Annotated in this window: 28 protein-coding genes and 1 pseudogene; 11 read left to right on the top strand and 18 right to left on the bottom strand. The window is 34.5% G+C overall.

Annotated elements, in window-relative coordinates; all coding sequences use genetic code 11:
* Window positions 1–46 precede the first annotated feature (46 nt).
* From HCJ45_RS06900 to HCJ45_RS06885, 4 genes are all read right to left on the bottom strand, one after another.
* Window positions 47–1,117, bottom strand: a complete 1,071-nt coding sequence (locus HCJ45_RS06900; RefSeq protein ID WP_187124312.1) for a hypothetical protein — start codon at window positions 1,115–1,117, stop codon at window positions 47–49.
* On the bottom strand, window positions 1,110–1,991 hold the full coding sequence (locus HCJ45_RS06895; protein ID WP_187124311.1) for an ATP-binding cassette domain-containing protein: 882 nt from the start codon (window positions 1,989–1,991) through the stop codon (window positions 1,110–1,112). The genes HCJ45_RS06900 and HCJ45_RS06895 overlap by 8 nt, the downstream gene beginning before the upstream one ends.
* Window positions 1,981–2,376 carry a GntR family transcriptional regulator gene (locus HCJ45_RS06890; protein ID WP_187124310.1) on the bottom strand — a complete coding sequence of 132 codons (396 nt, stop codon included), beginning with the start codon at window positions 2,374–2,376 and terminating at the stop codon, window positions 1,981–1,983. Before HCJ45_RS06890 ends, HCJ45_RS06895 begins: the two co-directional genes overlap by 11 nt.
* Before the next feature lie 102 nt (window positions 2,377–2,478).
* Window positions 2,479–2,937, bottom strand: coding sequence for a methylated-DNA--[protein]-cysteine S-methyltransferase (locus HCJ45_RS06885; RefSeq protein WP_185346649.1), 459 nt, complete (start codon window positions 2,935–2,937; stop codon window positions 2,479–2,481).
* 145 nt (window positions 2,938–3,082) lie between these two features.
* On the opposite strand from HCJ45_RS06885, the gene HCJ45_RS06880 reads away from it, so the two are divergent.
* Window positions 3,083–3,637, top strand: coding sequence for an Ada metal-binding domain-containing protein (locus HCJ45_RS06880; protein WP_187124309.1), 555 nt, complete (start codon window positions 3,083–3,085; stop codon window positions 3,635–3,637).
* Between the two features lie 23 nt (window positions 3,638–3,660).
* Window positions 3,661–4,530 (top strand): RluA family pseudouridine synthase, encoded by an 870-nt coding sequence (locus tag HCJ45_RS06875; protein ID WP_187124308.1) that lies wholly within the window; start codon window positions 3,661–3,663, stop codon window positions 4,528–4,530.
* Window positions 4,531–4,542: 12 nt separating this feature from the next.
* On the opposite strand, the gene HCJ45_RS06870 is transcribed toward HCJ45_RS06875, so the two are convergent.
* The 3 genes from HCJ45_RS06870 to HCJ45_RS06860 are packed head-to-tail and all read right to left on the bottom strand — an operon-like array spanning window position 4,543 to window position 6,474.
* Entirely contained in the window at window positions 4,543–4,935 is a 393-nt protein-coding gene (locus HCJ45_RS06870) for a VOC family protein (RefSeq protein WP_187124307.1), read from the bottom strand.
* Between the two features lies 1 nt (window position 4,936).
* Window positions 4,937–5,593 carry a DNA alkylation repair protein gene (locus HCJ45_RS06865; RefSeq protein ID WP_185381090.1) on the bottom strand — a complete coding sequence of 219 codons (657 nt, stop codon included), beginning with the start codon at window positions 5,591–5,593 and terminating at the stop codon, window positions 4,937–4,939.
* Window positions 5,590–6,474 (bottom strand): aldo/keto reductase, encoded by an 885-nt coding sequence (locus HCJ45_RS06860; protein ID WP_187124306.1) that lies wholly within the window; start codon window positions 6,472–6,474, stop codon window positions 5,590–5,592. Before HCJ45_RS06860 ends, HCJ45_RS06865 begins: the two co-directional genes overlap by 4 nt.
* Before the next feature lie 384 nt (window positions 6,475–6,858).
* Here HCJ45_RS06860 and HCJ45_RS06855 point away from each other — a divergent pair, with 384 nt between their 5' ends.
* The 5 genes from HCJ45_RS06855 (at window position 6,859) to HCJ45_RS06835 (ending at window position 12,083) form a co-directional block, all read left to right on the top strand.
* Window positions 6,859–7,479: a DUF47 domain-containing protein gene (locus HCJ45_RS06855; RefSeq protein ID WP_185346637.1), complete on the top strand. Its 621-nt coding sequence runs from the start codon at window positions 6,859–6,861 to the stop codon at window positions 7,477–7,479.
* A 13-nt stretch (window positions 7,480–7,492) separates the two neighbouring features.
* The gene (locus HCJ45_RS06850) at window positions 7,493–8,491 is read left to right on the top strand and encodes an inorganic phosphate transporter (protein WP_187124305.1); all 999 of its coding nucleotides are present in this window, start codon (window positions 7,493–7,495) and stop codon (window positions 8,489–8,491) included.
* 180 nt (window positions 8,492–8,671) lie between these two features.
* Window positions 8,672–10,132 carry an ABC transporter substrate-binding protein/permease gene (locus tag HCJ45_RS06845; RefSeq protein WP_187124304.1) on the top strand — a complete coding sequence of 487 codons (1,461 nt, stop codon included), beginning with the start codon at window positions 8,672–8,674 and terminating at the stop codon, window positions 10,130–10,132.
* A complete protein-coding gene (locus HCJ45_RS06840; RefSeq protein WP_187124303.1) occupies window positions 10,125–10,850 on the top strand; it encodes an ATP-binding cassette domain-containing protein in 726 nt (241 codons plus the stop codon). The genes HCJ45_RS06845 and HCJ45_RS06840 overlap by 8 nt, the downstream gene beginning before the upstream one ends.
* Before the next feature lie 84 nt (window positions 10,851–10,934).
* Window positions 10,935–12,083: a pyridoxal phosphate-dependent aminotransferase gene (locus tag HCJ45_RS06835; RefSeq protein ID WP_187124422.1), complete on the top strand. Its 1,149-nt coding sequence runs from the start codon at window positions 10,935–10,937 to the stop codon at window positions 12,081–12,083.
* A gap of 50 nt (window positions 12,084–12,133) precedes the next feature.
* Here HCJ45_RS06835 and HCJ45_RS06830 read toward each other — a convergent pair whose 3' ends face one another.
* Window positions 12,134–12,763: an HAD family hydrolase gene (locus HCJ45_RS06830; protein ID WP_185346629.1), complete on the bottom strand. Its 630-nt coding sequence runs from the start codon at window positions 12,761–12,763 to the stop codon at window positions 12,134–12,136.
* Window positions 12,764–12,935: 172 nt separating this feature from the next.
* Here HCJ45_RS06830 and HCJ45_RS06825 point away from each other — a divergent pair, with 172 nt between their 5' ends.
* Both HCJ45_RS06825 and HCJ45_RS06820 read left to right on the top strand, forming a co-directional pair.
* Entirely contained in the window at window positions 12,936–14,228 is a 1,293-nt protein-coding gene (locus tag HCJ45_RS06825; RefSeq protein ID WP_187124302.1) for an NCS2 family permease, read from the top strand.
* Window positions 14,229–14,333: 105 nt separating this feature from the next.
* Window positions 14,334–14,600, top strand: coding sequence for a hypothetical protein (locus HCJ45_RS06820; RefSeq protein ID WP_185346625.1), 267 nt, complete (start codon window positions 14,334–14,336; stop codon window positions 14,598–14,600).
* A gap of 43 nt (window positions 14,601–14,643) precedes the next feature.
* Here the strand turns inward: HCJ45_RS06820 and HCJ45_RS06815 are convergent, their stop codons facing one another.
* The 3 genes and pseudogenes from HCJ45_RS06815 to HCJ45_RS06805 all read right to left on the bottom strand — a co-directional run bounded on the left by HCJ45_RS06815 (window position 14,644) and on the right by HCJ45_RS06805 (window position 15,846).
* Window positions 14,644–15,165 carry a type 1 glutamine amidotransferase domain-containing protein gene (locus HCJ45_RS06815; protein ID WP_185346623.1) on the bottom strand — a complete coding sequence of 174 codons (522 nt, stop codon included), beginning with the start codon at window positions 15,163–15,165 and terminating at the stop codon, window positions 14,644–14,646.
* A 162-nt stretch (window positions 15,166–15,327) separates the two neighbouring features.
* Window positions 15,328–15,591 (bottom strand): annotated as a pseudogene (locus HCJ45_RS06810) (hypothetical protein); the annotation flags it as partial.
* Between the two features lie 63 nt (window positions 15,592–15,654).
* Window positions 15,655–15,846 carry a hypothetical protein gene (locus HCJ45_RS06805; protein WP_187124301.1) on the bottom strand — a complete coding sequence of 64 codons (192 nt, stop codon included), beginning with the start codon at window positions 15,844–15,846 and terminating at the stop codon, window positions 15,655–15,657.
* 151 nt (window positions 15,847–15,997) lie between these two features.
* Here HCJ45_RS06805 and HCJ45_RS06800 point away from each other — a divergent pair, with 151 nt between their 5' ends.
* Entirely contained in the window at window positions 15,998–16,357 is a 360-nt protein-coding gene (locus tag HCJ45_RS06800) for a PTS sugar transporter subunit IIA (RefSeq protein WP_185346619.1), read from the top strand.
* Here the strand turns inward: HCJ45_RS06800 and HCJ45_RS06795 are convergent.
* The 3 genes from HCJ45_RS06795 to yjfP all read right to left on the bottom strand — a co-directional run bounded on the left by HCJ45_RS06795 (window position 16,348) and on the right by yjfP (window position 18,426).
* The gene (locus HCJ45_RS06795; protein ID WP_187124300.1) at window positions 16,348–17,223 is read right to left on the bottom strand and encodes a GNAT family N-acetyltransferase; all 876 of its coding nucleotides are present in this window, start codon (window positions 17,221–17,223) and stop codon (window positions 16,348–16,350) included. The two genes, HCJ45_RS06800 and HCJ45_RS06795, sit on opposite strands and share 10 nt — an antisense overlap.
* A gap of 77 nt (window positions 17,224–17,300) precedes the next feature.
* The gene (locus HCJ45_RS06790) at window positions 17,301–17,609 is read right to left on the bottom strand and encodes a metal-sulfur cluster assembly factor (protein WP_003720638.1); all 309 of its coding nucleotides are present in this window, start codon (window positions 17,607–17,609) and stop codon (window positions 17,301–17,303) included.
* A 64-nt stretch (window positions 17,610–17,673) separates the two neighbouring features.
* Window positions 17,674–18,426, bottom strand: a complete 753-nt coding sequence (yjfP, locus tag HCJ45_RS06785; RefSeq protein WP_187124299.1) for an esterase — start codon at window positions 18,424–18,426, stop codon at window positions 17,674–17,676.
* Window positions 18,427–18,576: 150 nt separating this feature from the next.
* Here yjfP and HCJ45_RS06780 point away from each other — a divergent pair, with 150 nt between their 5' ends.
* Window positions 18,577–19,389, top strand: coding sequence for a Cof-type HAD-IIB family hydrolase (locus HCJ45_RS06780; RefSeq protein WP_187124298.1), 813 nt, complete (start codon window positions 18,577–18,579; stop codon window positions 19,387–19,389).
* 74 nt (window positions 19,390–19,463) lie between these two features.
* On the opposite strand, the gene HCJ45_RS06775 is transcribed toward HCJ45_RS06780, so the two are convergent.
* From HCJ45_RS06775 to addA, 4 genes are all read right to left on the bottom strand, one after another.
* Complete coding sequence (locus HCJ45_RS06775; RefSeq protein ID WP_185346611.1) at window positions 19,464–20,366, bottom strand: YitT family protein; 903 nt, start codon at window positions 20,364–20,366, stop codon at window positions 19,464–19,466.
* Window positions 20,367–20,449: 83 nt separating this feature from the next.
* Window positions 20,450–20,812 carry a YisL family protein gene (locus HCJ45_RS06770; RefSeq protein WP_185346609.1) on the bottom strand — a complete coding sequence of 121 codons (363 nt, stop codon included), beginning with the start codon at window positions 20,810–20,812 and terminating at the stop codon, window positions 20,450–20,452.
* 21 nt (window positions 20,813–20,833) lie between these two features.
* Complete coding sequence (locus HCJ45_RS06765; protein WP_187124297.1) at window positions 20,834–21,682, bottom strand: fumarylacetoacetate hydrolase family protein; 849 nt, start codon at window positions 21,680–21,682, stop codon at window positions 20,834–20,836.
* A complete protein-coding gene (gene addA / locus HCJ45_RS06760; protein WP_187124296.1) occupies window positions 21,683–25,393 on the bottom strand; it encodes a helicase-exonuclease AddAB subunit AddA in 3,711 nt (1,236 codons plus the stop codon).

The following is a 25,393-nucleotide window of genomic DNA, read 5'->3' as shown; positions in this document are numbered from 1 at the left end:
AAAAAAAGTCGGGAATGAATAATCATTCTCGACTTTTAATATACAACTAATTCTTTCTTAATGTTTTCCATTTATACATTACTATCCAAAGAAAGATACTAGTCACTAATGCAATAATAATCATTTTGATTAAAAGAGCTACAATTTGTCCAGATGTAATCATTTCTTCATAATTATAATACTGGAATCGACCACTCAAGCAGATGGTTACATAGATAGTACCAATAATTAGTATTGGCAAACGAAACTTATTATTCATCAAAAAACGCCCATTATTTTCTAGCGATGCCGTTTTCAAACCAAACCAACTAATGATAAGCATTGCAATAATCATTATAATTAGTAAAATGTAGTCCTCAGTATTCACGATTTCTCCAAAGAATGAAGGAAACCTGGAAAGCCATAAATCACCATCTTTACCCAATTGAGCGATTGTTTCTCCTCTGAAAATAGCTTTAAATCCAACAATTAAATTAGTCAAAGCTACTGGGAACATGTAAAAAAAGCTCAATATTGCTCCAAGTCCGATCACACCAGCAACTACAATTTCACCAACTAAATTTCCAATCGCGCTTGCTACGGTATAAGTAAATAATAATAAAACTACTACAGCACTAATAAAAATCCATATCTTCGAAAAATCTGGTAAATACATTGCAGGTATCTTTTGGTAAATGTAAATGCTCTTCAAAAATATAATACTTGGAAATGCAACCAGTATCAATAATGCAGGGAAAATCATTTTATGCCAAAATATTTGTTTTTTTGAATATGGCAACCCATATGTAAAATATTCCATTTGTTTATTTTTCTCAAATACGGTTACTTTTAACCCTAAAAATAAAAATAACAAAACATAAAGCACCCAACTACCCTCAAAATCATAGGGGGTAAGTTTTATACTTTCTAAAATACCAGCCTCTGTCATTTGCTCCTCTTCCAGCGCATTGTCATTATCTTTTTGAAATTCCTCAGAATAATAATAGTTATAATTATTATTAAATCCGTCGATCATGTTTGAAGCAGATATCATTTCAGAACCAACACATGCTATTAAAATCAAAATAAAAATCCAAGCATTTTGACGCCATTCTTTCCAAAGAAGTCCTTTACTCATTTTTTTCGCCTCCTTGTTCTTCTAGATGATAAATAAATAAGTCTTCTACTGTTACTGCAAGTTCATCCATAAAAATAGGTTTTTCTTTTTTTATTTTTGTATATAATTCTGAATTAAAATCTTGAAACAAAATTGTATATACTCTTCCATATTGATTGATAACTTTCCCTTTTGTTAGTATGAAAGCGGGAAGTTTTTTGTCATTAAAAGCAATTTGAATTTTCACTGCTTTTTCACGTAAAGATTCTAGGTGATATGTTTCTTTAATCTGATTATCTTTTAAAATATGTATATAATCAGCTATCGGTTCTAGTTCACTTAAACGATGAGAGGAAATAATCACAGCGAGATTTCTCTCCGCCACTTCTGCAAGTAAAATTCCTGTTATTTTTTTTTGAACAATAATATCTAAACCTTCCATCGGTTCATCAAGTAAAATATAATCCGCACCTACAGAGAGCGCTAATATTAAACCAAATAATCCTTTCATTCCTTTCGAATAACTTTGGAATTTGACATCCATTTCTAAATCCACTTTAGTCATTAAATCATCGAATTTCACTCCATCGAATAGCGGGTATGTTTTTTGATAAAACTTTTTAATTGTAGGGATTTTGTATGCATCCCAAAAACTTAAATTATCTTGCAGCAAAAATATATTTTGTTTTTGTTGTGGATTTTTACTCAAGGCACCATCAATGTAAACATCCCCTTCATCTGGTGTGTAAAATCCCATCATCGTTCGAAATAAAGTTGTCTTTCCAACACCATTTCGCCCGACTATTCCAACAATCTCTCCAGGTTTCACTTCAAATGTTATTTTATCAAACAATACTTTTCCATCCATTTTTTTACTTAGTGAATCAACTTTCAACACTGTCACCTCCAATGATGTCTTTACTATATTCTTCAATTAAATGATGTATTTGTTCTAACTCCACACCAAGATAAACTAAATCTAGAATATTCTCTTTAAGTTTTAGTTTTGTTTCTGCCAATTTTTTTGGTGAACTAACTCTTTCTTTCTGATTTGCAATAAACGTTCCTTTTCCTTTCAGTGTGACAATAACTTCTTGACGTTCTAATTCTTGATAAGCTTTACTTACAGTGTTTGGGTTCACTCCAATCCTACTAGCAAATTCACGAATTGATGGAATTTTCTCTCCTTCTTGCAGCACGCCACTCACAACTTGTTCTTTCACATTTTGGACAATTTGTTCATATATTGGTAGCTGACTTTTAGTATTAATTGTAAACATCTCTCACCCTACTTTCATATAAAGAACTAAGTGCACTATCTACAATAGTACACTATATGTAAAAAGAAATCAATCTTCTTTTAAAAGAAAATTGATTTTCAATTATTTTTCCAGCATTAATAACGCTTCTTTCATTAATAAACCACCACTATAACCAGTTAATTTTCCGTTTTTACCGATGACGCGATGACATGGGATAATGAGCAATAATGGATTTTTGCCAATCGCTGTCCCAATAGCTCGGACTGCTTTTGGACGATTTATTTGTTCAGCAATTTCTGTATAGGTTCTTGTTTCTCCATATGGTATCGTTTTTAATGCTTTATAAACTGCTATTTGTAATTCACTGCCTGTTAGTTCAATTGGAAAATCGAAAACTTTCAATTCTTTGTTTCCATAAGCAACAAGCGCATCTTTATATTTGGTCAATTTGTTACTATTAAATACTGCGTCAGCCAGCCATTTTTTATCAGTACCAACATAAATAATCCCCTTATCTGTGGCAACAAGATATAATTCTACATCCATAAACAACATCGAGTCATAATATCTTTTCTCCATTATCTCCACCTCTTTCTATCATTAATTATACGTCAAATAATGTTGATTTCCTATTTGTTATTGTTAAAAAAGCAAGATTAGAAAAGTTTCTCTCGCAATTTCCACCAAGAACGTTTATGATTAATAAGAAGTTGAGGTGATAACAGTGTCGGATTATTACTTAACCCAAAAACGTTGGTTAGCGATTACTAACAATGATAAAACTGCAGATGGTAGATTTTTTTATGGAGTAACTTCCACTAAAATATTTTGCTATCCATCTTGTAAATCCCGTTTACCAAAAAAAGAAAATATCGTTATTTTTAAAAATGCGGAAGAAGCTATTTCACAGGGATACCGGGCTTGTAAAAGATGTAAATCAGGCGGCGCAACACTTCCAGATACAGAATGGGTCGAAAATATCCAAGCTTATATTAAAGATAACTTTGCAAAACCTTTAACACTACAAATAATTGCTGAGGATTGTCACGGTAGCCCTTATCACCTACACCGGACATTTAAACGAATCACTCAAGTTACTCCAATTACTTATTTAGAAAATATCCGGATTGCTTATGCAAAAAAACTATTATCTCACTCTATCCAATCAATTGAAAAAATTGGAAAACTATCTGGCTTTCCAAACCCCGCTCATTTTTCAACAACATTTAAAAGGCACACCGGTTTATCACCGTCTCATTTCCGAAAAACTTATCAATAAACTATAGAATGGATGAAATTTATATGACTCATATAACGTTACCAATTATCGAAGACTGGGAAGGCTTAACACTTACCAATATTTTGCAAGAAAAATTCCACTTAGGAAAAAAAGCACGCCATGAAATTAGAATGTCTCATGATGTTTTACTTAACAATAAACCACTAGATGATTGGAACACACCACTTTTTGTTGGCGCTAGTTTATCTTTGCCAATTATTTTACATGAGAAAATTGCTACTTTTGCATATGATTTAGAGATTATTTATGAAGATGATTTTTTACTAGTAGTTAATAAACCAGTGGGCATGAAAACACATCCCAATGATGCTTATGAAACGGATACTTGCGCAAATGCGGTACAATATTATTTAGAGAAAACGAACCAAGAAGCAAATGCACTTGCCGTTCATCGCTTGGATCAAACAACTTCTGGATTAGTGCTTTTTGCTAAAAACAAACTAGCTATCGCTGGCCTTTCTTGGCAAATGGAAAACAGAGCAATTCACCGAACGTATCTTGCAGCAGTTGATGGTACTTGGGGGCTTGTGATGCAAACTATTAATAAACCTATTGGCGAGGATCGACATCATGGTTCTAGACGTCAAATCAGTCCATATGGTCAACCCGCAGTCACTCATGTCACCGTTTTAGAAAATGATACAGAAAAAAATACCTCCCTTGTTGAATGCCAAATTGAAACGGGACGTACCCATCAAATTCGCGTTCATTTAAGTGGTATTGGTCATCCGATTATTGGCGATACGCTTTATGGTGGCTCCCCTCGTGCTAATCGAATTATGTTACATGCTGAAAAATTACATTTAAATCATCCGTTTAAAGGCAAAGAAATGAACTTTTCTGCACCAGCTGGAGATGATTGGACATATTAAAAAGCCACAACATTATGTCGTGACTTCTATACAAATTTCTACTTTTATTTTGTCTGGATCTTCAAAAAAGACGGCGTAGTGATTTTCGCCGCCAGCAAAGGGGTAACGATCTTCATAAAGAAGCTTTACCCCTTCTGCTTTTAACTTATCTCGAAAAAAATCTATCCGTTCCTTGGATCCTCCGTGAAAAGCCAAGTGATTAAGACCAATTCGCTTGCGATGATAACCTTCTTTCAAAAAAACTTCCTCCGTTTGCACAAAAACTAAATAAGTATCTTCGTTTTTATAACTAAATCCTTCATTCCAAGTCTGGTATAACTCATAAGAAAGTAATTCTAGCAATTCTGACCAAAATAGGCGACTTTTTTCTATATCTGTTACATTGAATTCCACATGATGTAACATTTTACCCCTCCCCGATATGCTTTATTGCTTCCCTACGACTAAGTGGCGCAAGTGTATGGCTATTGATAAACTCCCGAACTTCTTCTGGGTTTACTTTTGCGTACTGACGAAGTGCCCATCCAATAGCCTTTTGAATAAAGAATTCTTTGGATTCTAACCATTTTTCGCAATTGGAAAATAATAGTTCCGAATCCGTCTTTTCTTTATATTTGAGTTGAAATAATATCGCTGTTCGCGCTAACCAAATATTATCGCCATTAATCCATTGTGCATTATAGTGCGGAATAAGTTCAGGGTAAAGGTTAAAATGTGTGCTTATTACTGTGCCAGCTAGTCCATCCACCGTATCCCACCAAGATTTCGTTATAACTAATTTCTCGTATATTTGAATAGCTTCACTTGACTGCTTTTTTCCATAACGACTTAATAAATCAATCGCGATATATTGGAATTCACGCTCTTCTTCATTAAATAATTCGATAACAAGCCGTAACAAATCATTAGGCTCTCCTTGTTCTTTTAAAAAAGTAGTTAGGAGTTTTTTTCGTTTGTCTGCTCTAATCCCTAAAAAAGGGAATTGATTTTTCATATATGCTTCCATTTGGGGAGCATCCGCAGTAGAACGATTTGTGCGAAAAACAACTTGTATTTCTGTCATTCTGTTTTACCATCAGTTAAATACGCCCGTTCTCGTTCAATGCTACTTAAAAAGTACTCTAAGTCATCTGGATCTGGTCCAACCCGTTTGCCAGTTGCTAAACGATCGATTTTTTCCATATCACTTTCATCTAAACGGAAATAAGACAATCTTGAGTTTTCTTCAATTCGGCTAGAAGTAATTGATTTTGGAAAAATAATTGTATTCCGATTCAAATGCCACTGTAGAATAACTTGGTCAACAAATGCCCCATGTTTTTTCGCAATGGCATTAATTACTGGGTTTTGCATTAATATGCCTTTCGCAAGCGGGGACCAAGCGGCATGCGCAATATTTTGTTCTTCAAGATATTTTCTTAAGTCATTTTGTGGTAAAAGCGGATGTGTTTCTACCTGATTAAGGACTGGTTTATGATTTGCAGCAACTAATAAATCACTTAAATGATGTTGCTTAAAGTTAGCCACCCCAATGGATTTAATTAATTTTTCATCATGCAATCGTTCCATCGCTCGCCAAGAATCACGGTACTTACCCGCAACCGGCCAATGAATTAAATATAAATCCAAATACTCCAACTTCAAATTTTTCAGTGTTCGTTCAAAAGCAAATAGCGTTTCATCATAGCCGAGGTCACCGTTCCAAACTTTCGAACTAATAAATAACTCTTCCCGCGAAATAGCACTATCCACAATAGCTTGTCCTACAATTGTTTCATTATTATAAACTTGTGCTGTATCAAATAACCGATAACCAACTTCAATTGCCTTTTCTACAGCACCCGCGATAAATTCTTGCTCTGTAACTTGAAACACACCAAGTCCGATATAAGGAATTGATACATTTCCAGGTAGAATCATTCTATCTTGTAATGTTTTTGTCAAACCAAAAACCTCCTCACGAAAATCATTTGTGAACTTTTTCTCTTAAATGAATTATACACTATTTTTACAAATTTATATTTTAAAACCAGTATACCGAAATGAGCCTTACTCTCCTAATAAAAAGTCATAAAAAACCAACTTTTTTTATTCATTTTCTTAAATACCTAAAAACAGCCATTGGAAACGCTATCAGGACAATTATTTTACTAGCTATTAAAAAAAAGTTTCCTATTTATTCCCATCCTATGTTAGTATTAATTTGTGGTAAAAATCAATCATATTTTTATTTCTTTTTGTTAACTTATCGTTAAGAAGAAAGCTCCCTTTTCTAAGTAAAAGCGAGCTGATTATTAATGACCAAAAATGATCGGGGGAATTAAGGAAATGGCTTTTAAAAATAAAAAAGACCGTTTTGCTTCGTTGTTACATGACATTGCAGTAAATTTACATGAAGGTGCAAATTTCTTTGCAACGTATAACATCAATTCGGTAGAGGATTTACATACTTTCTCGAATAAAATCAAAGAATATGAGACTGCTGGAGACTCCATGGTTCACAAAATGATTTTGGAATTAAACGACGCTTTCATTACACCAATCGAGCGTGAGGATATGTTAGAACTTACCAACCGCCTAGATGACGTAATGGATGCACTCGATGAAACAGCTTTTTCACTAGAAATCTGCCAAATCACCCATTACGATGAATATATGACTAAATTTATCCAAGCAATTCAAGCAAGCACTGTAGAGATCGAAAAAGCAGTAGACCTTGTTTTTGATAAAAAATTAAAAGATGTTCGTAAACTTGCTATTCAAATTAAAGATTATGAATCTCAATGTGATGATGTTTACCGCGAATCACTTATCCAACTTTTCCAAAACGAAAAAGATCCAATTAAACTTATTCGTTTAAAAGAAGTTTATGAAAAATTAGAAGACATTGCTGATAGTTGTCAAAGTGTGGCTAATACACTTGAATCAATTGTCATGAAAAATGCGTAAGGGGCCTAGATAGATGGAAGGAATGTTTCTTATCACCCTCGTCATCGTTCTTGCAGCTCTGGCATTTGACCTAATTAATGGGTTTCATGATACAGCAAATGCAATCGCGACTAGTGTTTCTACAAAAGCCTTAAAGCCAAGACATGCAATCATTCTTGCTGCAGTTATGAACTTTGTTGGTGCCGTATCATTTACTGGCGTAGCTAAAACTATTACAAAAGATATTGTTGATCCCTTTAGCTTGGACCACGGAGAGCTTGTCATTTTGGCAGCACTATTATCTGCTATTGCGTGGAATTTAATCACTTGGTACTTTGGAATTCCGAGTAGTTCCTCTCATGCACTAATTGGTTCTATCGCTGGAGCAGCTATTGCCTCTGCTGGTTTTGCAGCTCTCGAATATGGCGGATTTTCAAAAATCATTATCGGTTTACTCGTTTCTCCAGTTCTTGCTTTCGTTGTCGGATATACCATTTATTCTCTCTTTAAGATTTTCTTAAAGAACTTGAATTTAGCGACGACGAATAGAAGATTTAGAATGCTTCAAGTCGGAACTGCTGCTTTACAATCTTATACACATGGTACAAATGATGCACAAAAATCAATGGGTATTATCACCATGGCTTTAATCGCCGGCGGTTTTCAAAAAACAGACGATGTTCAATTGTGGGTTCAAGTAGCTTGTGCGATTGCAATGGCAGTTGGTACAAGTATTGGTGGTTGGAAAATCATCAAAACAGTCGGTGGTAAAATTATGAAAATCAAGCCTGTTAATGGTGTAGCAGCTGACTTAAGTTCTGTTATCATTATTTTTGGCGCAACATTTATCCACTTACCAGTAAGTACAACACACGTAATTAGTTCTTCTATTCTTGGTGTTGGTACAGCTCACCGTGTTAAAGGTGTAAAATGGGATACTGCGCAGCGGATGATTATTACATGGGTAATCACTTTACCTATTTCTGCAACAATTGCTGCACTTATCTTCTATGTACTTAACTTTTTCTTATAAACAACTAGGAACCTTGCTTAGGCGGGTTCCTTTTTTATGCATATTTTTGAATAAACAAACAAATTTCAGCATAAAAAGAGAATTATTTAAAAACATATTGCATATTTAATCATTTTCATGTATTATAATAAGCATCGATAATAACCGTTTATTTATCATAGACTAAAGGGAGTTGTATCCATGCAGAAAAATTTATTACAAAAGCTCATAGCTATCGCACTAATTTTTATATTTGTATTTTCTGGCTTTACTACAGCATTTGCTGCTGATAAACAAGATGAAACATTGACCAAAATCCAAGAAAAAGGTGTATTAACAGTTGGTCTTTCTGCTGACTATCCGCCATATGAATTTCATCAAACCATTGACGGAAAAGATGAAATTGTTGGTTTTGATGTAAGTATTGCCAAAAAAATTGCTAAAGATTTAGATGTTAAATTAGATATTAAAGAAATGAACTTTGATAGTTTACTCGGCTCACTGAAAACTGGTAAAATTGATATGATTATTTCTGGAATGTCCCCAACACCAGAACGTCAAAAAGAAGTCGATTTCTCTGATTCTTACATGTTTGTTCAACAGCGAGTAGTTGTAAGAAAAGCAGATAAAGAAAAATATACTAGCGTAAATGATTTTAACGGCGTGAAGGTTGGTGCGCAAAAACAAACTACTCAAGAAGAATTAGCAAAAAATGAATTAATCGGTTCTGATGTTGTTTCACTTCAAAAAGTACCTGATTTAATTCTTAATTTAAAAAGTAATAAGGTAAGTGCGCTTGTCCTAGAAGGTCCTGTTGCAGAAGCATATCTGAGTCAAGATAAATCACTTGCTTTAGCAGATGTTAAATTTGCGAATGGTAGCAAGGAAACTGCGATTGCAATGCCAAAAGGTTCCATTGCTCTACAAGAAAAAGTGAATACTTCTATTAAAGAAATTCAAGACGATGGATTACTAAAAGGCTATCAAAAAGAAGCAAATAAACTAATGTTCCAAGACGGTAGCTTCTATGAAAAATACGGTAACTATTTTGTTAAAGGTACTTTAATCACGATTGCTCTTGCTGCTATTGGTGTACTTTGCGGGGCTATATTCGGCTCGTTACTAGCACTAATGAAACTAGCGAAAACAAGATGGTTACGCTGGCCAGCATCTTGCTATATTGAATTTGTTCGCGGGACACCACTTCTTATTCAAATTTTCATTGTCTTTTTTGGGACTCAAATTATTGGACTTGATGTATCAGCGTTCGTTTCTGGCTGTATTGCCTTATCGCTAAATAGTGCAGCGTATGTTGCTGAAATTATTCGTGCAGGTATTTCTGCTGTAAACAAAGGCCAAATGGAAGCAGCACGTTCGCTTGGAATGACACAATCAGCTAGTATGCGTTACATTATTTTACCGCAAGCTGTTAAAAATATTCTTCCGGCACTTGGAAATGAATTCGTTACTGTTATCAAAGAATCTTCCATCGTTTCCGTTATCGGTGTGACAGAATTAATGTTTATGACTGGTGTGGTTCAAGGTGCTAGCTTCAAACCGTTTATCCCGCTTGTCATCACTTCATTAATATACTTTGTACTAACATTTAGCTTGTCCAGACTACTAGGTGTTGCTGAAAGGAGAATGAGAACAAGTGATTAATATTAAAAATTTACACAAACATTTTGGCAAATTGGAAGTTTTAAAAGGAATTGATCTTGAAATCTCTTCTGGTGAAGTTGTTGTAGTTATCGGACCTTCCGGAAGTGGAAAAAGTACTTTCTTACGTTGCCTTAACTTATTAGAACAACCAACAGCTGGAAATATTTTATTTGAAAATAATGATTTAATGGCAAAACAAACGAATGTAAACCAGCTTCGTCAAAAAATGGGCATGGTTTTTCAAAACTTCAACCTTTTTCCACATAAAAATGTCATTGAAAATTTAATGCTTGCACCAATGAAGGTGAAAAATGAAAATACCGCTGCTGCCAAAAAACATGCACTCGCATTACTTGAAAAAGTTGGCTTAGCTAATAAAGCAACCAGCTATCCTTCCCAATTATCTGGTGGTCAACAACAACGGGTTGCTATTGCTCGTGCGCTTGCAATGAATCCAGATGTTATGCTTTTTGATGAACCAACTTCTGCTCTTGATCCGGAAATGGTTGGCGAAGTTCTTAATGTTATGAAATCATTAGCTAAAGAAGGAATGACGATGGTAGTCGTAACACACGAAATGGGCTTTGCAAGAGAAGTGGCTGACCGTGTTGTGTTTATGGACGCAGGAGTTATTCAAGAACAAGGGACTCCAGAAGAAATTTTTGGCAATCCGCAAAATGATCGTACCAAAGATTTTTTAGGAAAAGTATTAGCATAAAGCATATTTGCGTCTTGCCAGCTTTTGGTGAGGCGTTTATCTGCACTTATAGAAAATGAACAAAAAAGGAGACTACTAAATATGATGAATAATTCAAAAATCGCCAAAAAACATCAACAAATGCCAGTTAATATCCTCGCTGACATAGGAACACTCGCAAAAACTATGCCAGATATCCTTGATTTATCTATTGGAGATCCTGATTTAATTACAGATGAATCCATTATTAATGCGGCATTTGATGATGTTCGTGCGGGACATACAAAATATACCGAATCTGGCGGAGATGTGGAACTTATCGATGCCATTCGTAGCTATTTCAGCCGGAATTATGACTTAGCTTTTGAACGCTCTCAAATTCGAGCAACTGTCGGAGCGCTTCATGGTATGTTTTTAACACTTCAAACAATCCTTGATCCAGGCGATGAAGTCATTATTCATGAACCCTACTTTTCTCCTTACAAAGATCAAGTCTTAAATTCTGGTGGTACACCTATCATCATTCCTACCTACGAAAAAGATGGTTTTGCTATCAATGTAGATATTTTAGAAGCAGCCATTACAGATAAAACCAAAGCATTAATACTCAATTCACCAAACAATCCAACTGGTGCCGTTTTCTCGCCGGAAACATTTGAAAAAATAGCACATCTAGCCAAAAAATACGATTTCTTTATATTATCTGATGAAGTATATGATGGTTTTAGTTTTTATGAACCTTTTATTCCTATGGCAAAATTTGCACCAGATCACACAATTACTTTTGGAAGTATGTCTAAAAACTTTGCAATGACTGGTTGGCGATTGGGTTATATGATTGCACCAACTTATTTAAACGAAGCTGCGAAGATAATTAACGAAGGAATTACTTATTCAGCTCCTACACCGTCTCAAAGGGCAGCTATTTACGCGTTGAATCATTCAGAAGAACTTATTCCTTTAGTAACAGAAACCTTCCAAAAACGGCTAGAATACATCTCAAAACGAGTGGAAGAAATTCCGTATCTCTCTCTTCATCCATTAAAAGGTTCTATTTATGCTTTTATTAATATTACTGGCTCAGGAATGAATTCCGTTTCATTTACAGAATATGTTTTAAAAGAAACACAAGTACTTGTTATTCCTGGACTAGCATTTGGCGAATCAGGCGATAATTATGTACGCCTTGCTGCAACACAAGATATTAGCATATTAGAAGAAGCCTTTAACCGCCTAGCTAAATTAACATTCTAAAAAAAGAGTAAACTTAGAGAAAAAGCAATTTGCCTCCAAGTTTACTCTTTTTATGATAAATTAATTTCAGCAAAAGAAGAAACAACTGTAGCTTCTTTTGGAAATGCAATTGTTTTTGTAGCTTCATTAGGAACAATATAGACTTTTAAACCAGCTTCTATTGCCGATAAAGCACCATTATTTGAGTCTTCAATCGCGATTGCTTCTTCTGGTTTAACTCCTAAAGCTTCTACCGCTTGCATATAAAGGGCCGGATGTGGCTTAATTTCCTCCACATGATCTGCGGTTTGAATTGTTTCAAAGTCGTCTAAAATCCCCAATCGTTCTAACGTTGATTCAATCCATTGATAACCAGAACTCGTAGCAAGTCCAATCTTGTATCCTTTTGCTTTAACTTCTTGGAAAAAAGCTTCAAATCCAGCTCTAAAACCAAGCAACTCTTGTCCAGTATGACAAGCTTCCGCAACGGTAGTCAAAAATGCTTCTTTATCAAAAGTTCCATTTGTCGCTTCCATCATATATGTAATAATCGGTTCTTCACTCGTTCCAATAATTTGTTGATAAATTTCGTCTGGTAAATCAATTTGATAATTTTTCTTTATATAATTCATTGTTTCGCTATACCATAAATTCTCTGTATCCAGCATAGTGCCATCAAAATCAAAAACTACTGCCTTCATAAGCATCCTCCTAGTATAAATGATAGTTTTATTTTAACATAGAAAAACTATTTAACAAATCTTTCAAAAGGGGTTGCTTTTTTAGTAAAAAACGAATAATATTGAAGTTGTGGTTTTTAATGTTCGTTATTTACCATTTAGTAAGATTTAAAAAAAGGAGTGAAACACACGCATGTTTCAATTAAAAGCAAACGGTACAGATGTTAAAACTGAAGTTATCTCTGGTTTTACTACATTCTTAACGATGGTATATATCGTTGTAGTTAACCCAGCAATCCTTTCTGCAGCTGGTGTGCCTTTCAACACTGTCTTCATGGCAACTATTATTTCCGCAGTTATTGGTACATTATGGATGGCGATTTTCGCTAATTATCCTATCGCTATTGCACCAGGACTTGGAATGAACGCTTACTTTGTCACAGTGGTTACAACACAAAAACTAGATTATTCGGTCGCATTTGCTGCGGTCTTTGTAGCAGGTATTATTTTCTTATTACTTTCCTTAACACCGCTTCGTGAAAAAATCATTGAAGCTATCCCGCATAATTTAAAAGCTGGTATCACAGCTGGTATTGGTCTATTTATTGCTTTCTTAGGTTTTAGAATGACTGGTATTATCGTTTCTAATGATTCTAATTTAGTAGGCTTAGGTGATTTACATTCTCAAGAAGCGCTTCTTGCAATTGTTGGGTTGCTGATTACTTTAATACTGCTAGCTTTAAACGTAAAAGGTGCTTTATTTATCGGAATGATTGCAACAGGTATTATTGCATTCTTTACTGGCGAACTTAAATTTACAGATGGAATTGTTAAAATGCCGCCAATGCCAGAATTCGTTTTCACTAATCCGCTTCACGCTTTTGGTGATGTGATCAGTTACGGTCTATACGCGGTTGTCCTATCTTTCCTACTTATAACTATTTTTGATACAACTGGTACAATGATCGGTGTTGCAAAAAAAGCTGGTCTAATGAAGGGCGAATCTTTGCCAAATGCTAAACAAGCTCTAATGGCGGATGCTGTTGCAACTAGTGTTGGTTCGATGTTTGGTACTACACCAACAAGTGCTTATATTGAATCATCTGCCGGAGTTGCAACTGGTGGTCGTACCGGGCTTACAACACTGACTGTCGCAATTTTATTTATGGTTTCCGCTTTCTTTGCTCCACTAGTTGGTGCGGTATCAGGGATTTCAGCCATTACTGCCCCTGCGCTTATTATTGTTGGTAGCATGATGATTGGTGCTGTAAAAGAAATTGATTGGGATACATTAGACGAAGCTTTCCCTGCTTTCTTAGTTATTCTAGCTATGCCACTTACTTCAAGTATTGCAATCGGACTAGCATTTGGATTTATCTCTTACCCAGTATTAAAAGTTTTCACTGGTAAATGGCGTGAACTTAACTGGTTCTTAATTGTTATCGCGATTTTATTCTTTATCCTTGTCGCCTTTTTACCTCATTAACAAACAAGCGTCTGCTCCATTCTGGCAGGCGCTTTTAATTGGACAAAAAACAACTCTTTTGCTATAAAGAAGAGAGAAACTATTTAGAAATGAGTTGAACTTGTTGTGTTTTTAAAATCTTTTTTAGCTGGGATAGGTCTTGCTATCGTTGTTTTTCTAGCAAGCTTTCTAACGTCAAATTATACCTTATCCAGCTTATTTTCCATTGTGACAACCATCCTTGTTTTTGCATCCATCATCTTATCGGCTTTCGTTTCTTTTGGAGGTCGTAGTGGAAATCCTAGTCGAAAGAGCCAATTGCGTTGGAGTATCCTGCTTTTAGTTGTAGCAATTCCTAGTTTTATTGGTTTTATCGTCACATTTTACTTTTAAATAGAAGAAGCATTCCCCGATTGACTGGAGAATGCTTCTTTTATTATTTTTCAAAAGCGGCAATAAGTGCTGGGAGATACTCAGGTAAATCTGGTGGCCGACGACTTGAAATAATATGACCATCCGTTACAACTGGTTGATTATGCCAGATTGCACCAGCGTTCATCATATCGTCTTTAATTCCTGGAGTACTAGTAACATTGATACCTTCCAAAATCCCTGCCGAAATAAGTACCCAACCAGCATGACAAATTTGACCAATTGGTTTTTTGGCTGTATCAAACGAACGAATCAAATTTAAGACACTATCAAATCGGCGTAACTTGTCTGGAGACCAACCACCTGGTACGATAATTCCGTCATAATCTTCTGCACGTACAGAATCAAAATCATAATCAGAAGTGACAGGAACACCATATTTTCCGTGATAAACTTTCTTCGCTTCTTCTGCTACTAAATGTACAGAAGCGCCTTCTTCTCGCAGTCTAAGCACCGGATACCAAAGTTCTAAATCCTCAAAGTCATCGCTTACTAATGCAATTATTTTTTTGCCTTTCAAAGTCATCTGAATCTCCTCCTATTCTCTACTACAGTATACCAGTAACTATAGGCTTATTAAAATCATTCCGCTTAAAAGAAGACAAAAAAATACGCTGAAAATAAACATTTCCAGCGTTGCCATCATGTTCGGTCGTCTATGCATAACGGGATGAGGCATAAACATAAACTACACGGCTAATGAGATGAATGAAAACAAATAATGATTTTGGTGTCTAAACAGATGTCTGACCAGTTGTTACTCTATTGGAAGATGGATACACCAAAAGTCATTATAACCATGATAGGGTCTTATCCCCATGAAAATCACATTTTTTTAAAGGTAACTTTCATCGAGATAAAACCTTTTCCTATAACTTATTTTACTATTGTTCTTGAAAAAAGCAAGTAAATAAATATAGATTTTTTGTGACAACTTCAAAAACAACTCAAAAGTCTCCGTTCTGCGCTATTTGTATATAAAATAGATTAAAAAGAAACCAATAAAGGTTCCTTTTTAATCCATAATTTCTACAATCATCCAAGAAAGAATAGCAACTAGCGGAATTAATACCCATACATTATGACCAAGTAAACTAGGACGAGCGTTTGGTTTATCTTCTAATAGCTGAATTCTTCCACGTAAATCATGTACTTCTAGTTCTAAATCTTGTACTTTATCTTCAAGTTCATATAAACGTTCTTCCACTTTTTATCCCTCCACACTTTTCTTCTTAATTATACGTGAGAAAAAATGAAAAACATCCTTCCATAGGCTGATTTATTGCTAATTTATTGTCATATCCTTCTAGCTTTTGCTACAATAAAAGAAATAAACTATCAACTGTTGGGGTGGAAAAATGGAAATTCAAGTAGAGGAAGCTGTTGTGAAACTTATTTTGCATGGTGGAAATACACGTAAAGAAGCATATGAAGCAATTGATTACGCTGAAAAATACCAATTTGATGAGGCAGATAAACATTTACAATCCGCTCAAGAGCAATTTCAAGAAGGTCATGTTTGGCAAACAAAATTAGTGTCTATTCGTGATACAGAATCTGTAGCGCATCCATCTTTTTTACTAATTCATGGACAAGATCACTTAATGACTGCTCAAGCTGAACTACAATTAGCTAAAAGAATTGTAAAGCAATATAAGCATCAACAGCGATTAGAAGAACGCTTAGCCAAAATAGAGCAACAACCCACTCAAGCATGAGAAGTAGATGGAAATAAAAAATAAGGATTTTCTACAAATACATTCGGACGCATAAATAACATATCTTCTGTCTCGATGATATATGCAGCATCAATAAGTTTATCTTTTTCCGGTGTAAAAGATAAATGAATAGTCTCAATTTCTTTGGTTACTAAATATCTTAAAACATCCACTACATCTAGTTTTTTTGTACTAATAATATCCAATACATATAAATCCGTCTCCTCCTGCTCAAAAAGGACAATTGCATCTAGTTCCTCCACATAGTATGTAGCATCCTTTAAAGCATTTAACAAATAAAACATCAGTAAATCTTCGTTATTTTTTACATCCAAAACTGTAGACAATGGCATTCTATTGGAAACAATTCGATTTATAAGCTGAAAATCCATTTTATTTTTTGGATTCAGCTTTTTTACTTTTGAAAATTGTTTTTTCAAGCTAGTTGCATCTATGGTAAAACTACTTTCATCCACTCGTTCAAATCCAAACTTCGGATAAAAATCAAGTACCGAGTCATTCGCAAAAAGATAGAAAAAATCATATTGGTCTTCATATTTGCTTATTACTTGATTGATTAACTTAGTCGCTAGTCCTTGTTTTCTATAATTGGGATGGGTCATAACAGTCCCTATCTGTATAGCTTGGTATTCTTTCCCCTGATATTTTAGTTCCATTTTGTTAATCGAAACATTCGCGATAACATTCTCATTATGCAAATAAGAATAGCACATATATTTGTCGTTCCAGAAACCTTGTTGATACCATTCTTCCAGATTAATATCAAATGTACTTTCTGCTAGACGGTTAAAACTTGCTCGATATTTATCATTGTCTTTATAATCACTTATCAATTGGTAATCCATCACGTTATCCTCTATTCTGTCCTATAAAAATAACAGGTATGACTAAAAATGTCCTACCTGTTTACTTTTATTTAATTTTAACGAATGCCAAGTGCTATTTTTGCGTAGCGTGACATACGATCCTTTGTCCAAGGTGGGTTCCAAACAAGGTTAACATTTGTATCCTTCACTTCCGGGATATCACTTAATGCCATTTGTACTTGCTCAGTTAAAATTCCAGCAAGTGGACAACCCATCGTTGTAAGTGTCATTGAAACGGTGCAAAGTCCATCATCATCCAATTCAACATCGTACACAAGACCAATGTTAACAATATCAATACCAAGCTCTGGATCAATCACTTGTTCCAGTGCGCCCATAAGATTTTCTTTTAGTTGCTCATCCATGAAGTACATGCCTCCTTTTTGCCATTTTGTACATTCATTGTATCATATATGAGAATGATTTTCATTATAAGAATTTCTCGAAAAAACTAACTCCTTCAACCATCCCTTCTACCGATACTTTATGTTTCGCATTGTCATCAATCACAAATTTAACATTATCTGCCAAACTCTCTTCTACAAGTGTTTGATAAAGTTTTTCACTATACGCAAAAGGCACCACATCGTCCTTTTTACCATGCCACAATAGTAGCGGACGATTATTAATTTTTGTGAGATTTCGCGTTAAATCGTATTTTTGCAAAGCAAGTATTCGTTCATTCACATCATACGGAAAAGCCATTCCTTGTGCTGTAGCATACTTTGATAATTCTTTTGCAAAATCGACATAGTAGGCACTTCCCATCAAACTAACTGCCACTTTTATTTCATCGTACTTACCTAGAAGGCCAAGCGATGTAATAGCCCCCATCGAAACACCACCAACACCAATACGACTAGCATCTGTTTTCCCAGCGTTTATTAATTCTTTCGTAATCAGCGGAAATTCATTGATATTTGCTTCAATAACATCCCAAAAATAAGTTGCTTGATCTTCTGGATTCGCATCCAAAAGCCGCTCTCCATGTAATTTAGCATCTGGCAAAATCACTCGAAATCCTCGTTGTGCTAGTAAATATCCATAATGCAGATACAACTCTTTTTGAGAAGTAAAACCATGATAAAAAATAATAGTCGGCAATATTTCATGTGTATTTTCACTGTTACTAATATGTAATACTGGAATATTCGCAATTTGTTCACTTTCAACATGAATCATTGTAGCGCCTCGTTTCTATAAGAATTATTAAGACTTGGTAAAGGACAGAATCATTTACAAAACAACAGTAAACGTCTATCATTGACTTGTGCCCTTATTTTAGCATGAAGGGCAGTTTTGAACTAAACATATGAATTAAAGGAGCAAACTATGTCTAAAAAATTAATCGTACTAGACCTCGATGGCACAACTCTTAGAGATGACTCAACCATCTCTTCCCATACGAAAAAAACTCTAGAAAAAGCTCGGATGGCAGGTCATGAAGTAATGATTGCTACAGGACGACCATACCGAATTAGCAATTTATATTATGAAGAACTCGAACTAACTACACCTATAGTAAACTTTAATGGCGCTGTTTATCATCACCCAAAGCTAACAACATTTGCTGATGGCTATCATCATGCAATTGATCTACAAGTTGTACGAGAATTACTTGATTTCACCAATGATTTTTCGCTTGATAATATTGCAGCAGAAGTGCAGGATAGTGTCTTTTTAAAAGAACGAAATAATAGCATTCCTGAGACATTCCATTTAGGTACTGAAAATGTGGTTTTTGGAAATATTCGCGATACCATTCAATCAGATGCTACTTCATTATTGTTTTTCGGTAAGCTAGACCAACTTGGCTTAATTAGCAAACATTTAGATGAGTCACTTGCCGATGTTATCTCACATCATACCTGGGGTGCATCCCAATGGCCAGCAGTCGAAATCATCAAATTCGGAATTCATAAAGCAATTGGCATAAAAGCCGCCGCGAAAACACTTGGATTCGACCAAAAAGACATCATTGCATTTGGCGATGAAAATAACGACTTACAAATGCTAGATTATGCAGGCGTTGGTGTCGCAATGGGAAATGCGACTGATTCTGTCAAAAATGTGGCTAATGTTATTACAGCATCCAATCAAGATGATGGGATAGCCGTATATTTGGAAGAAAACTTAAATTTATAATGGAAGTTTTCAAAAATGGCGTTACAAAAGTTAGAAACTCTAATTTTTTGTGACGCCATTTTTTTGTAGTTTTTTTACATCATTTTATTCTTGTACATCGCCATCGCTAGTTTTTGGTCAGCTTCTGAACGAAAATCTCCAAACACACTTGACGTTTCCATTACATTAATAAATGCCTTCGAATCAAACTCCCCAACAATATGCGTGATATCATACAATTCATATCGAGTAATGACCATGATTAACATTGATACATCTTCTTTAGAATAACCACCCATCGCATCTACAACCGTTATACCACGTACCATATTATCATGGATTGCTTGAATAACAGTGTCAGCATGTTGTGTCATAATCATTACCGTCAGTTTTTGATGTCTTGTATGAATAATATCAATGACTCTACTTTGAACGTATAAAGAGATAAGCGTATAAAGTGCAAATGTCCAATCATAGGCAAAACCTGCTACAATAATAATTACACCATTTAGCAGCAAAAAATACTTTCCAAATGAGCGCCCAGTCTTAATCGTAATGTACATCGCAACAATATCCAGGCCACCTGTAGAAATACCAAACTTCAATGCTAAACCAATTCCGACAGATGCTATTAATGCTCCAAAAATTGCGTTAAGCAAAATATCATTTGACACCTGTACTTCTGGTATAACAATTAAGAAAAAAGACATAAATGCAACTGTTAAAAAACTAAAAACCGTAAATGATTTCCCTACTTTTAACCAGCCTAAAATTGCAACTGGAATATTTAACAATAGAACAAGTAGTCCTGTTGATATAGAAATATTCATTGAATCTCGCAACATATCCGAACCTAATTGCGCAACCCCATTTAATCCAGCCGCATATACTTGTGCTGGTATTAAAAAGAAGTTCATGCCAATCGCATTTAAAAGTGCTGCTATGATGGCTATAGCAGTTTTTTTAGCATACTCTTTATATACTATATTTGAACTCATTTTCTTCTCTCCTTTTTTTGCCCTCACATAACATACCAACTTTCTGGAGAAAAGAGAAGTCTTTTTGTTTAATTTTTTTATTTTTAATTAAATAATGGATAACCACCTGATAAATAGAACCCTAATGATACTGTAAGAACAACTACGATAACAAAAATCATTAAAAACATTCCTGTTGGCTTTTGTTGTTTTCGATAACTAAGTAACATCTCGACAACCCCAATAACAATAATTCCCATTAAAATTTTAAATATCGCTAAAATCCAACTTTGTTCAATGCTGTATTGAACCATCATAATCCCACTTAAAATAACTAAAATATAAAAAACTCGATTAATCATTTGTATGATTGTAAAGCTTTTGGTTGATTTTGGATAGATGACCAAAGCCACTATCGTCAGTATTACAATTGCTACCCAAGAAATTAAATGAATATATCCCCACATCTGAATCTCCGCCTCTCTCCTTTAAGATTTTCTTACTTTATTTCGCAATGTACCAATTCGATTAATTGTGATTTCAACCATATCTCCTTCTTTTAGAAAACTAGGAGGCTTCATACCACTTCCAACACCACTTGGCGTTCCAGTTGCTATTATATCACCGGGAAGCAGCGTATGTCCTTTTGATAAACTAGAAATAATTTCGGCTAAACTAAAAATAAATTTCTCCGTAGAATCAGATTGCCTTATTTCATCATTTACTTTTGTTTCAATATGGAAAGTTATATCTTCTTTCGTATCATAAGCTAATACACAAGGACCCATAGGACAGCTTGCATCTAAACTTTTCCCTAGATAAAATTGTTTATGTCTCTTCTGAATATCTCTAGCGGTAATATCATTAATGATTGTAAATCCAAAGATGGCAGATAAAGCTTCTTCTTCTGATACATCTCTGATTTCTTTGCCAATTATTACGGCAAGCTCTCCTTCATAATCAAGTTGACTCGTTATATTTTGATGTAATTCTATCTCGCCATTATGGGGTAATAAACTATTTTTACTTTTTGTAAATACTAATATATCATCTGGAACATCTTCTTTTGTCCCCATTTCTAATACATGTTTATAATAGTTTTTGCCAACTGCCATTATATTGTTTGGTGGTAATAACGGAATTTGAATTTCTACTTGCTCGATGGAAATCCTTTCTTTAGTAGCATTTATATCCTGAATAGCTGGTCTTTTTTTTATAAAATCAAGTAACGTTTTAGGAGGATTTACCAAAATAGCTTGTACTGGAACAATTTCATTTTCATCTGTTAAAACGCCATAATTAGCTTGCCCCTTATAATGATAGCTTATCCATTTCATTTAAAAACCTTCCTTTGTGTTTATTTGGCACATATGTTGTCCATCAAAAAAGTATAAATATGCTTGAGATACTTGTTTTCCACTTATTGCTTGGATAGCTTCTGCATAAAGTTTGATTTGTATTTGATAGCGTTCTTTCATTACTTTTTCAGCCACTTCCCAGTTAGCATATCTTCCTGTTATTTTATCTGTTTTATAATCGATTAAGATGATTGAATCCTCTTGTTCAATCATACTATCAACAACACCTTGGATAAGAACATGTTCATCAATATTCGCTTCTTTGTATAGTTTAACTACAGGTAACAAATAACTAAAAGGAACTTCACGCTTCACATAATCTTTTTCCTTAAGTACTTTTTCACCTAATTCTGATTCAAAGAAACCAATAATTTGTTCTATATTGATAGCCTTGACTTGCGCTTCTGTCAGAATATCTTTTTCTCTCATTGATTGTAAAAGGCGTTTCACATCTTCCTCACTAGGTTTAACTTCTAAGGAGACTGCCTGCATTAATGTATGCATGGCTGTGCCTATTTCGGTTGCGGATAATTTGTTTTGTTGTAAAAATTTAGGTCGATCTAGTGATACTTTTTGGAAGTCTTTTAAAAGAGTCGTATCACTCCAACTGTCTTGCAAAGTAAATTGTCGTTTTAGTTCCGTCACAGATTGTTTGGCGCGAATTTCAGTTGCGGCTTCGTCTTTATACCGATAGTTCATAAAACGCTCAATTTCGTCCTTATACGGGCTTTGAACTGGTACTGGTTGATGAGACCTCACATTTTCGAGCCAATTGCCTTGTTTACTTTCTGTTATTTCACTGGATAAAAACATGTCTTTCATCTTAATTTCTATTTGGAGCAACATATTAGTTGGAAGAGGTTCAATGATTTCTTCGCATAATAGCTCTTTAAAACTAGGGTGGCGAATTAATGTGTGTCCAATCCAATCTAAATAGCATTTTGCTTTAGCCCTTATCGCTGCAGGTAAAATGGTCTTTTTTTCTTTTCCAACTTGCAACCATAGCTTGCTTGTTTTTTCAAAATCAGGAACCGTAGCAGTTAAAATTAGTTTTTCTTCTGCACGAGTGAGCGCTACATATAAAACACGCATTTCTTCTGCAATCATTTCACGCATTTTCTTTTGTTTCATTGCTTGCTGCATAATAGTTGGATATACAATCATTTTTTCTACATCTCTGTAGGCAGATGCAAAGCCATAATCTTTATCTAATAATGTTTTACTATAAATATCTCGCATATTAAATTTTCTACTTAAGCCTGAAACTATTACCACAGGAAATTCTAGTCCCTTGCTTGCATGAATTGTCATCATTCTAACAACATCTTCTTTTTCGCCTAAAGTTTTAGCAGTACCAAGATCATCGCCACGAATTTCTAAACGCTCTACAAATCGGACAAATCGAAATAGACCTCGGAATGAAGTTTTTTCATACTGATTAGCTCTATCATATAAAGCTCTTAAATTCGCTTGACGTTGCTTACCACCTGGTAAACCACCAACAAATTCATAAAAATTGGTTTCTTGATAGATTTGCCAAATTAATGAAGTCAGATTCTCACGAATAGATAGTTCACGCCAGTTATTTAATTGATTAATAAACGCACTAATTTTATCTGCTGCTTCCGAAATAACAGTATCTTTAAAAGCTAACATTGCATCAAAGAAATAACCTTTTTTCTTTGCCATCCGAATTTGTCCTAGTTCTTCTTCTGTTAAGCCAATAATCGGTGACCTTAATACGGCCGCTAGCGGAATATCTTGGTAAGGATTATCAATAACTTTCAAAAGCGCAATCATTGTAGCCACTTCTGTTGTTTCAAAATAACCAGAATTATTATTTGCGTAAAATGGAATGTCTTGAATCTTCATTGCTTCCTCAATATCCGGCGCACTAGTCATTGCTCGTGCTAAAATAACAATATCTCGATATTGAATCGGTCTATTTTGTTGCATTTTTTTATCATAAATCGGGAACTTATTATCTATCATTTCTCTTACTTTCAGCGCAATTGCTCTGGCTTCTACTTGATTTTTCTGGAGTTCTTGTGGTGATAATGCGTCATCTTCCACTTCTTTTTCTTCTGCTTTCATATCAATTAACAACAGCTCTGTCGCCATATCTTTAGACTCTGGAAAATGGGCACCTAATGTTAATTCGGCAGCATTATCATAATCAATTTCCGCTACTTTTTTGTCCATTAACTGATGGAAAATAAAGTTCGTAACATCTAACACTTCTTTTCTACTTCTGAAATTACGGGATAAATCTATCCGTATTCCTCCACCTGATCCATCTTGTTGATATGCTTGATATTTTGTCATAAATAAAGTGGGTTCTGCTAAACGAAAGCGATAAATAGATTGTTTTACATCACCAACCATAAACAAGTTCCCTTGTGCTCCACTCATTGTGCTCACCAACATTAAGATGGTTTCTTGCACCATGTTTGTATCTTGATATTCATCAATAAGCACTTCTTTAAATTGTTTTTGATAGCTCTTTGCAACTTCAGATGGAACACCATCTTTTTGTAAAATTTTTAAAGCCAAGTGTTCTAAATCATTAAAATCTAAGACACCTCGTTTTTGTTTTTCTTCAAAAAAGTTTTGTGCAAATTTTTTCACTAACTCACTTAAAGTTTTAATATCTGGTTTCATTTTTTCTAAATCAGTTAAATAATTAACTTCCATTCTGGAAAACCAGTCAACTAAAATATTTTTGATTTCTTTTTTTGCTGCATCCCGATACTTTTTCGTTTGTTCAACATATTCCTCATCGTAATCACTTTTATTTTTAAGGGTAGGTATCCTCTTAAAATCAACATTTTCGATACTTATTTTTACACTTTCCCAACTATCCCAATTCATTTGAGTCAACATACTAAATTGCTCTAAATCTCCTTCTAACGTGCTAAGATATGGCTCTGGTCCGCCAATTTCACTTGCATAATCTATTGCGGTTAATAAGTTGTTTTTAGCTTGGCCAATTCGAAGCTCAATATCTTCTTTAATTATTGGGAAGTAGGGTAGTTCGGTAATAGATGTGATATTTTTCGCATCATATAATTCCACCATTTTTTCTAGCCATATATCTGGAGTAGGGTTAGCTCTTGAAAAATCATACAGTTTGGATATTAGCATATGCAATTCGTTATCAGTTCTGTCTCCTGTAAACGAGTCTACTAGATGGAAGAATGCATCATTATTTTTAGTACCATAAGCTTTTTCTAAAAGGTCTTCAAGCACTTCATCTCTAATCATACTGCTCTCAATTGGTTCAATTAAACGAAAATTAGGATCAATATCTGCTTCAAAATAATGTTTTCGAATGACTTCTAGACAAAATGAATGAAGTGTTGAAATAGATGCATAATTTAGTAGTGCCACTTGTTTTTTCAAATGCACTGAATCCGGATTTTGGGTAAGGGCTTCTTCTAAAGCTTTACCAATTCTAAATTTCATCTCTGCTGCGGATGCATTTGTAAATGTTACTATCAACAATTCATCCACATTCCAGTTGGTTGTTTCATCAATCAGTTTTTCAATAATTCTTGTAACAAGGACAGCTGTTTTCCCAGAGCCCGCAGCAGCAGCTACTAGAATGTTCTGCCCATCTGCTTGAATAGCTTTCCATTGATCGTCTGTCCATGTTGAATCATTCGGCTTGTCAGGTATATATAGACTCAT

This window comes from Listeria immobilis (assembly GCF_014322845.1).
Classification (GTDB): Bacteria; Bacillota; Bacilli; order Lactobacillales; family Listeriaceae; genus Listeria; species Listeria immobilis.
The sequence above is the reverse complement of the archived record's forward strand: the minus strand, read 5'-3'. Positions and strand labels throughout refer to the sequence as shown.

Coding starts and splice junctions, on each gene's coding strand:
- HCJ45_RS06890 (WP_187124310.1), bottom strand. CDS start 2,376: ATGTTTACAATTAATACTAAAAGTCAGCTACCAATATATGAACAAATT.
- HCJ45_RS06830 (WP_185346629.1), bottom strand. CDS start 12,763: ATGAAGGCAGTAGTTTTTGATTTTGATGGCACTATGCTGGATACAGAG.
- HCJ45_RS06835 (WP_187124422.1), top strand. CDS start 10,935: ATGAATAATTCAAAAATCGCCAAAAAACATCAACAAATGCCAGTTAAT.
- HCJ45_RS06825 (WP_187124302.1), top strand. CDS start 12,936: ATGTTTCAATTAAAAGCAAACGGTACAGATGTTAAAACTGAAGTTATC.
- HCJ45_RS06875 (WP_187124308.1), top strand. CDS start 3,661: ATGACTCATATAACGTTACCAATTATCGAAGACTGGGAAGGCTTAACA.
- HCJ45_RS06770 (WP_185346609.1), bottom strand. CDS start 20,812: ATGTGGGGATATATTCATTTAATTTCTTGGGTAGCAATTGTAATACTG.
- HCJ45_RS06780 (WP_187124298.1), top strand. CDS start 18,577: ATGTCTAAAAAATTAATCGTACTAGACCTCGATGGCACAACTCTTAGA.
- addA (WP_187124296.1), bottom strand. CDS start 25,393: ATGAGTCTATATATACCTGACAAGCCGAATGATTCAACATGGACAGAC.
- HCJ45_RS06815 (WP_185346623.1), bottom strand. CDS start 15,165: ATGACTTTGAAAGGCAAAAAAATAATTGCATTAGTAAGCGATGACTTT.
- HCJ45_RS06795 (WP_187124300.1), bottom strand. CDS start 17,223: ATGGATTACCAATTGATAAGTGATTATAAAGACAATGATAAATATCGA.
- HCJ45_RS06885 (WP_185346649.1), bottom strand. CDS start 2,937: ATGGAGAAAAGATATTATGACTCGATGTTGTTTATGGATGTAGAATTA.
- HCJ45_RS06870 (WP_187124307.1), bottom strand. CDS start 4,935: ATGTTACATCATGTGGAATTCAATGTAACAGATATAGAAAAAAGTCGC.
- HCJ45_RS06765 (WP_187124297.1), bottom strand. CDS start 21,682: ATGAAATGGATAAGCTATCATTATAAGGGGCAAGCTAATTATGGCGTT.
- yjfP (WP_187124299.1), bottom strand. CDS start 18,426: ATGATTCATGTTGAAAGTGAACAAATTGCGAATATTCCAGTATTACAT.
- HCJ45_RS06855 (WP_185346637.1), top strand. CDS start 6,859: ATGGCTTTTAAAAATAAAAAAGACCGTTTTGCTTCGTTGTTACATGAC.
- HCJ45_RS06900 (WP_187124312.1), bottom strand. CDS start 1,117: ATGAGTAAAGGACTTCTTTGGAAAGAATGGCGTCAAAATGCTTGGATT.
- HCJ45_RS06800 (WP_185346619.1), top strand. CDS start 15,998: ATGGAAATTCAAGTAGAGGAAGCTGTTGTGAAACTTATTTTGCATGGT.
- HCJ45_RS06865 (WP_185381090.1), bottom strand. CDS start 5,593: ATGACAGAAATACAAGTTGTTTTTCGCACAAATCGTTCTACTGCGGAT.
- HCJ45_RS06790 (WP_003720638.1), bottom strand. CDS start 17,609: ATGGATGAGCAACTAAAAGAAAATCTTATGGGCGCACTGGAACAAGTG.
- HCJ45_RS06845 (WP_187124304.1), top strand. CDS start 8,672: ATGCAGAAAAATTTATTACAAAAGCTCATAGCTATCGCACTAATTTTT.
- HCJ45_RS06775 (WP_185346611.1), bottom strand. CDS start 20,366: ATGAGTTCAAATATAGTATATAAAGAGTATGCTAAAAAAACTGCTATA.
- HCJ45_RS06850 (WP_187124305.1), top strand. CDS start 7,493: ATGGAAGGAATGTTTCTTATCACCCTCGTCATCGTTCTTGCAGCTCTG.